Origin of the sequence: Paraglaciecola sp., from assembly GCF_039964565.1 — a bacterium.
GTDB lineage: Bacteria > Pseudomonadota > Gammaproteobacteria > Enterobacterales > Alteromonadaceae > Paraglaciecola.
Genome location: NZ_JBDVXF010000050.1, coordinates 24,920 through 31,385 on the forward strand (window position 1 = coordinate 24,920; position 6,466 = coordinate 31,385).

Below are 6,466 nucleotides of genomic sequence, written 5' to 3' on the forward strand. Positions count from 1 at the left end.
AAGGGATTTCAAACTTTCTAGTTATTTTAAGAAGCGAGCTTAGGCTCGTTTTTTTATTTGTGGCCAGTTGATTAGTGGGGGGGTATGGAACAGACTACCTTCAATATGAAATGTGCCAATACCCATCATTCCGGTAGTCTTTCAATAGTAAACGTACAGCAGCTAAAGCAAAAAGCAAAAAAATTGAACCACAGAGGGCACAGAGATCACGGAGGAAAACAGGTAGAAATAAAATTTTTATTGGGGGAAAGGAGTTAGAACTATCCGGCTTCTATCTTCACATCATTTCCGGTTAGGTCTCTTTGGGGTCTATTAAAGATAAATGGTAGATATATCTTTTTGCGAAGTCACAATTTTCTTTTCTCTGTGTCCTCTGCGCTCTCTGTGGTGAATCGCTTTTTTTGGCTGTTATCTATTTAGTATCTACTGTTTCTGTTTTTCGCTTATAGTAAATTTTGGATATGTGCCACAAGTGGACGAAAGTTTACCCTGAGAAAATTAGATTATATCATTATTTGACTACGTGGTAATCGGAAATAAGGCTTTCTAAAGGTATTTGTAGCTTGTGGTGTAAGTTGCGGATCATTGAAATGCTGAGTTTTCTTTTTTTGTTTAATACTTCAGATACTCGGCTTCTTTGCCCTAATAGCGGGACCAAATCTGCATCACTTAGGCCTTGTTGCTCCATCCTAAACTTTATAGCTGCGACAGGGTCGGGGGTTTCAATTTTAAATTGTTGTTTTTCGTATGACTCAACTAATGTAGCCAATATGTCTAATTTGTCAGCTTCAGGTGAATCTGGTTGTGCATCCCAAAGCTTTTCAATAGTAACCATAGCAAGTTCATAGTCCTGCTGGTTTTTAATCGGTTTTATATTCATAAAGTGACTCCTAAATACTAGACGCGTCTATGTCGTTATATTGCTTGTGTGTGCCGATAAATTTAATAAACACAATGCTGATGTCATATCTAACCGCGACTATCAGTCGATATTTATTGCCATGAATATTAAATACCACCCTGTTATTGGCGATAAAACTAGCATTACGATATTTACTTTTAATATCTTGCGTAGACTTCCACACCTCATTTTTTACCTCGTCAAACCAAGCTTTTAAAGGTTGCTCAGCATCAGAGTATTTTGGATTCAACCAAAAATCTCGTAATCTTGACCTTGCAATTATTCTCATACCCTTATCCCTATTTCCCATTATGGGAATGCAAATCCATATTGTCAATAAATTTCCCGATATGGGAAATTAGAAGGTGTTGGTTAACAATATTTATAGTAAATAAACGACAGTAAAAGAAAGATCAAACGGCTAGATTCTGAAACGAGAAAATAAAGATGAAGAACGGAGGTGAATAAAACTAGCTGATTTCATTAGTCTGGAGTTGCTTTGAAGTGAATTAACATGGATGTCTTGTTAATTGGGGCGCTTTAAACCTGATGCTAACCTACCTAGAGAAATCCACCAAGCGGCGCAGTTTTTTGGTAAAGCAGATGCAGATGGCTATTACCCAATTAAGCTATAGTTTGGCTAATTTTCACAACATCTTACTAGTTTTTGAAACCTTTGAAGAGTAACGCCTACGTTGCCCATACATTTTTAATGCAGCAGCGCTGAGTCCATTGTGTTCGAAGTCTGCTGTGATCTACTCACCTTCTGCTGATAATTTCTAATTGCCAGAATACATTCTTGTACAAAAGCCAACCTGCTCTTGTTGCCTAAGGAAGTGTTGGCGACAGCTTGTAGTTTTTGTTCCGCTTGATGTAACACTATATGTTGATGTTTGATGGCATCTAATTTCTTGAAACTGACGGCTAGACAAATGGCTAACGAGGTTAATCGACTTAGCAAAAATGATTTCTCCGCTCCTTGTAGCTCCATTAATATTTCAGTAGTCTCAAATGCGCAACCTAGAAATGTCGTTGCTTCTTGCCACTTATCTCGTTGCATCAGAAGCTCTCCTTTAATCTGCGCTTCGTCTAAATTGGCTAAAGCCTCTTGAGGGTGAAAGTAAACCCAATCTCGATGAGTTGAACATAAAAAGGTGAGTGTCATGTTTGCTTTTCTTATGTGAGTGAAAAGTAAAGAGTACACTGAATAATTACTCCATGTAAATAGAAATCATTATCATTTGCAATTGAGTTATTTAAAGGTTATTGTTTAGGCTCAAAAAATGACCATTAGTGAAAATCATATGAAAACACAGAATAAAATGTGCTTATCTCTATTTTTGTTATTGCTTGCTAATTGTAACTTCGCTCAAGGTGCGCAGAGTGCGTATTCCGAAAAGAGTGATTGGTTGTATTACATCTATTTTGATGTTGCTTTCGGTTTAGGTTTGTGGCTCTGTTTACGCTTACTTAAAGCGTTAGGAAATTACTCATTTCCAAAGCGCAGTAAGAAAACGCCTATGGATTCTTATTATACTTCCATTAAAGAGATTACCTCTCAGGGAGATTTAAAGAAGCTTAATCAAGGCGCGTGAGTGCATAATACCAATTCGTACAACACAGAATCCACTTCTTTACGCTGTGTGTCCGAACTCGCTCGCACCACTAGGACTTCATTTAAACGCCCTTGACTAAGGCTCTTTAGAATGTCGCCAAGTGAGCGGGTATTTTTACGAATTGGTATTAGAAAATCGCAGGATAACTTTCCCTACTAGCTGTTGTTTGTCTACCCAGCCCATCTTTTCTGTATCCACGCTTAGGGAGTTATCGCCTGCCAACTTCATTCGTTTGGCTTTGTCTATGTGCGATATCCGCTTAACAATATGATTAAACTTCGGGTGAGACACCACTACAGGAGTTCCGGCTGATACACTCATATGAGGCCAACGAATACTGACGATATAGTCGCCATGGGTATACGTTGGCGCCATACTATGGCCGCTGACTTTATGAATGTGGATGCGAAACACAGTCTTAAATATTTTATCTAGGCTAGTTTTGGGTAAACAACCTCTAAGCTAGGCGGGTAAGGACAGTTTGCGGTATATGTTTCTACCCCTTTGGTTGTCCAAAAGGCTTCAGAAAATTGATTCACCAAGTCCAACAAATTGTGCCCAACTTCTTTGGTGACATGTTGCTTACAGGCTGACGCAGCTAGCATAATGCTATGCACCAGTTGATGAATATCGGGATACTGTTCAAATTGAGGTTGTTTGAAGTAATCACCCCAAATCACGGTAATTTCATCTTTTACCTTTTTAGCATGGATTTCTTTTTCTCTTACAAGGCGTAACAGTTGCGCCTGATCTGTTAAATTTTGCGGGCTTTTGTCGGCCAGCTCGTTAATCAAATCTAAGAAACGGATTACACTCAGCGCAGCCACTTGTGCCCCGCTTGGATCGTAAATCTTGCAGGGGATGTCGCAATGAGCCGATACCGTATTAAACCCTAACATCTTATCAATATGACGTAACGCTGAATGGATCATTCTTTACTCTCCACTTTAATATTATTCAAAACGAATTTAATCAGTGCTGCCATGCCAAATGTCACCATCAATAAAAATGATGTGTAAAACAACAAGTGTAATGAATCACTTGACCAATGGTTGTGGTCATGACCTTCATGGGCAAATACCGAACCGCTAATAAGCATAGACACCAAGAAGTAACTTAATTTATGTAATATTTTCATCTGCATTCCTATCAACTTAGGTTGTTTTTAAAATTATGTTCAAAGGGCAAAAAAGGCACACTCACTTCTGTGTTGTCTGAGTAAGTTTCTCTATGGCTCATTAACGCAAAGTAAGTGCGGTTTATGCCCCATAGTAAGGCTCGCACTTTATTGTCAGATTTTTCCTTATTCAGGCAGTTAGATAGCTTTGTGTGCACATTTTCGAGTTCGCATTCGGCTAACACTGGCTGCCCTTCTCTGAGATATAAATCGGCTAAATTGTGGTAGCTCACGACTGTTGCTGCGACTGCACCTTTTGGATCCTGATGCCCAGACAGTAGTTGCTCTGCCAGACTAATGGCTTCTTGGTAATGGGCTAGCGCACCTAAAATTTGCTGCTTATCGAAGTTGTCATTGCCGGCATTGATGTGTTTTTTCCATAGTTCAACGCTATCTTCGTTACGCATGTTAGTTTCCTCCATTCGTCAGTTTTATAGGGTCTAGTAGGCGTTCAAGCTCTGCGCGTGGGATATCAGTGTGTTGTTCTGCTACGTCTAATACAGCACGCTTTTCTTGATAGGCTTGCTTGGCAATTTCAGCCGCTTTGGCATAGCCAATAATGGGATTGAGGGCAGTGACCAGTATGGGGTTTTTATGCAAGGCTTGGGTAATCTTGTCTTCATTTATCGTAAAGTCATGGATGGCTTTATCTGCGAGTAAGCGACTGGCATTACTTAATATCTGGATACTAGATAACAAGTTATGGGCAATCATAGGTAGCATGACATTTAGCTCAAAGTTGCCTGACTGGCCGCCAATAGTAATCGCTGCATCGTTGCCTATGACTTGTGCTGCCACCATAGCCACTGATTCGGGTATAACAGGATTCACCTTTCCTGGCATGATTGATGAGCCGGGCTGTAATGCCGGCAGCGATATCTCACCTAAACCGGCTAGTGGGCCTGAATTCATCCAGCGTAAGTCATTGGCTATTTTCATGAATGTGACTGCCACAGATTTAGTCTGCCCGGATAAAGTAACAGCAGTATCTTGCGCGCTCATTCCTGCAAAAAAATTATCCGCTTTAGTAAAATCTAGCCCCGTTACTTTACTCAGTGCTAGGTTAAAGGCTGGCGCAAAATCGGGGTGGGCATTCACGCCTGTTCCAACTGCAGTACCGCCTAAAACAAGGGATTGAATCGACGGTTGTATGGCTTTTAAATGATGAATTTGTTGTGATAACTGCGCGCCCCAGCCAAGTAGGCTTTGATCCATTCTTACTGGCATGGCGTCCATTAGGTGAGTGCGGCCTGTTTTACAGTAGCCTGTGAGTTGCGAAGCTTTTTGCTCGATAATGGTTAAGAGGTGTGTCAGCGCAGGAAGCAGCTCGTGATGTAACGCCAATGCAGCACTTACATGAATACAGGTAGGGATAATATCGTTACTACTTTGACCATAGTTAACATGATCATTTGGGTGAACCTCTATACCAGATAGTTTACTGGCAAGATGTGCGATGACTTCGTTGGCGTTCATATTAGAACTGGTGCCTGAACCGGTTTGAAACACATCAACTGGAAAGTGTTCCATCAGTTTTGGATCCCTTAACAGTTCCGCACAGGCTTGTTCAATGGCTTGCCCAATATCCGGCGCTAGCTCTTTTAATTGCATGTTGGTCTGAGCCGCTGAGGCTTTGACTAAAAGTAGCGCATGTACAAAAGGTTCTGGCATAGATAAGCCGCTAACAGGGAAGTTATTGATGGCTCTTTGGGTTTGAGCACCCCAGTATGCGTTGACTGGGACATCTAACTCTCCCATGCTATCTTTTTCAATTCTTATCTTTTTCATCTTACTGCCTTTAAAGAAAATAACGGCTTAACGTATTTAGTTCATAGCGAAGTTTTAAAACTTCGGCTTTGTCTTTACTACTTATGGACAGCTGTTCAATGGCATGTAATGGGCGATGAACATTGTCTAAACACAAACGCCGCCAATGACTGGCCACATAGGTGTCGCATATGGTATCCATCAAGGTCTGGAACACCCTTTTTAATACTTGTCGCTTGGCGGTTACCGTCGTCAACATGTCGGTTTCGCACTCTGCCTTTCCTATATAGTTATCTATTAAAGGCGGATTATCTGGTTGCAAGCCATTACGTATGAGATGTTCGAGTGCATTTAATTCTAGAGTTTGTATTGTATTCATATCAAAATCTAAATGATAATGGTTCGTATTATCATAATGGTGTCAAAATATGTCTCTGTCAACTGCTTGAGAACAAAAATTAACCAAAATAATGAATTAGTCGTTACTTGAGATGGCAGTGGTATGTGAATGAGTGAGGTTTAGCACCTTTAATATTAATAAAACTAAGGGGCATAATGGTTGTCTATCTTCGTTATTCATTTATATTTAATTTGCGAATAATTATCATTTGCAATTGTTGGGTGTATTTTATTACTCATACTCTATGATTTATTTATTAAGAATAGTCTTTGTGGACACATCTGACCTAGCGACCCATCTTAAGAACAACAAGGAGAAAACGATGGACCAGAACCAAGAATTGAAAAAAGCAGGACTTAAAGTCACCCATCCTCGCTTGTTAATCCTAAAAATACTGCAAGATCCCTCTCACCAACAGGAAGTAAAAGGGGGCAGAGTCTGACGAATCCCCACGAAATACTCATAAAAAACAATGAGATAATTAGAAAAAAGTGAACATTCATAGTGTTTGGTGATCAATTCTATCGCCAAACAAAAATAATCACGGAAAACACTATGAATGTAAGACAACTTTTATCAAAGTACTTGGTCAATGTCACACCAAA

10 protein-coding genes and 2 pseudogenes are annotated in these 6,466 nt (G+C 40.0%); 3 read left to right on the forward strand and 9 right to left on the reverse strand.

The window, feature by feature from the left end:
• Window positions 1-511: 511 nt before the first annotated feature.
• Entirely contained in the window at window positions 512-880 is a 369-nt protein-coding gene (locus ABJK37_RS24465; protein WP_348359373.1) for a DNA-binding protein, read from the reverse strand.
• Window positions 881-890: 10 nt separating this feature from the next.
• Window positions 891-1,190 carry a type II toxin-antitoxin system HigB family toxin gene (locus tag ABJK37_RS24470; RefSeq protein ID WP_348359376.1) on the reverse strand — a complete coding sequence of 100 codons (300 nt, stop codon included), beginning with the start codon at window positions 1,188-1,190 and terminating at the stop codon, window positions 891-893.
• A 244-nt stretch (window positions 1,191-1,434) separates the two neighbouring features.
• On the opposite strand from ABJK37_RS24470, the pseudogene ABJK37_RS24475 reads away from it, so the two are divergent.
• Window positions 1,435-1,536 (forward strand): annotated as a pseudogene (locus ABJK37_RS24475) (type II secretion system protein N); the annotation flags it as partial.
• 74 nt (window positions 1,537-1,610) lie between these two features.
• Here ABJK37_RS24475 and ABJK37_RS24480 read toward each other — a convergent pair.
• Window positions 1,611-2,066, reverse strand: coding sequence for a hypothetical protein (locus tag ABJK37_RS24480; RefSeq protein WP_348359379.1), 456 nt, complete (start codon window positions 2,064-2,066; stop codon window positions 1,611-1,613).
• A gap of 118 nt (window positions 2,067-2,184) precedes the next feature.
• Between ABJK37_RS24480 and ABJK37_RS24485 the strand changes: the two genes are divergently transcribed.
• Window positions 2,185-2,496, forward strand: coding sequence for a hypothetical protein (locus ABJK37_RS24485; RefSeq protein WP_348359381.1), 312 nt, complete (start codon window positions 2,185-2,187; stop codon window positions 2,494-2,496).
• Window positions 2,497-2,631: 135 nt separating this feature from the next.
• Here ABJK37_RS24485 and ABJK37_RS24490 read toward each other — a convergent pair whose 3' ends face one another.
• From ABJK37_RS24490 to ABJK37_RS24515, 6 genes are read right to left on the reverse strand one after another with little or no spacing between them, the layout of a single operon-like run.
• Window positions 2,632-2,931 (reverse strand): S24 family peptidase, encoded by a 300-nt coding sequence (locus tag ABJK37_RS24490; RefSeq protein WP_348359384.1) that lies wholly within the window; start codon window positions 2,929-2,931, stop codon window positions 2,632-2,634.
• A 17-nt stretch (window positions 2,932-2,948) separates the two neighbouring features.
• A complete protein-coding gene (sodN, locus tag ABJK37_RS24495) occupies window positions 2,949-3,449 on the reverse strand; it encodes a superoxide dismutase, Ni (RefSeq protein ID WP_348359387.1) in 501 nt (166 codons plus the stop codon).
• On the reverse strand, window positions 3,446-3,655 hold the full coding sequence (locus ABJK37_RS24500) for a hypothetical protein (protein ID WP_348359390.1): 210 nt from the start codon (window positions 3,653-3,655) through the stop codon (window positions 3,446-3,448). The genes sodN and ABJK37_RS24500 overlap by 4 nt, the downstream gene beginning before the upstream one ends.
• A gap of 11 nt (window positions 3,656-3,666) precedes the next feature.
• Window positions 3,667-4,101 (reverse strand): tetratricopeptide repeat protein, encoded by a 435-nt coding sequence (locus tag ABJK37_RS24505; protein ID WP_348359393.1) that lies wholly within the window; start codon window positions 4,099-4,101, stop codon window positions 3,667-3,669.
• Window position 4,102: 1 nt separating this feature from the next.
• The gene (locus tag ABJK37_RS24510) at window positions 4,103-5,482 is read right to left on the reverse strand and encodes a class II fumarate hydratase (protein ID WP_348359396.1); all 1,380 of its coding nucleotides are present in this window, start codon (window positions 5,480-5,482) and stop codon (window positions 4,103-4,105) included.
• 10 nt (window positions 5,483-5,492) lie between these two features.
• Entirely contained in the window at window positions 5,493-5,840 is a 348-nt protein-coding gene (locus ABJK37_RS24515; protein WP_348359399.1) for a hypothetical protein, read from the reverse strand.
• 343 nt (window positions 5,841-6,183) lie between these two features.
• Here ABJK37_RS24515 and fur point away from each other — a divergent pair.
• Window positions 6,184-6,276, forward strand: a pseudogene (fur, locus tag ABJK37_RS24520) (ferric iron uptake transcriptional regulator); the annotation flags it as partial.
• Window positions 6,277-6,466: the final 190 nt, after the last annotated feature.

What these genes read in the sequence shown, in the direction of transcription:
- ABJK37_RS24500 (WP_348359390.1), bottom strand. Translation starts at nt 3,655, where the DNA reads ATGAAAATATTACATAAATTAAGTTACTTCTTGGTGTCTATGCTTATT.
- ABJK37_RS24465 (WP_348359373.1), bottom strand. Translation starts at nt 880, where the DNA reads ATGAATATAAAACCGATTAAAAACCAGCAGGACTATGAACTTGCTATG.
- ABJK37_RS24505 (WP_348359393.1), bottom strand. Translation starts at nt 4,101, where the DNA reads ATGCGTAACGAAGATAGCGTTGAACTATGGAAAAAACACATCAATGCC.
- ABJK37_RS24470 (WP_348359376.1), bottom strand. Translation starts at nt 1,190, where the DNA reads ATGAGAATAATTGCAAGGTCAAGATTACGAGATTTTTGGTTGAATCCA.
- ABJK37_RS24515 (WP_348359399.1), bottom strand. Translation starts at nt 5,840, where the DNA reads ATGAATACAATACAAACTCTAGAATTAAATGCACTCGAACATCTCATA.
- ABJK37_RS24485 (WP_348359381.1), top strand. Translation starts at nt 2,185, where the DNA reads ATGACCATTAGTGAAAATCATATGAAAACACAGAATAAAATGTGCTTA.
- ABJK37_RS24510 (WP_348359396.1), bottom strand. Translation starts at nt 5,482, where the DNA reads ATGAAAAAGATAAGAATTGAAAAAGATAGCATGGGAGAGTTAGATGTC.
- ABJK37_RS24480 (WP_348359379.1), bottom strand. Translation starts at nt 2,066, where the DNA reads ATGACACTCACCTTTTTATGTTCAACTCATCGAGATTGGGTTTACTTT.
- sodN (WP_348359387.1), bottom strand. Translation starts at nt 3,449, where the DNA reads ATGATCCATTCAGCGTTACGTCATATTGATAAGATGTTAGGGTTTAAT.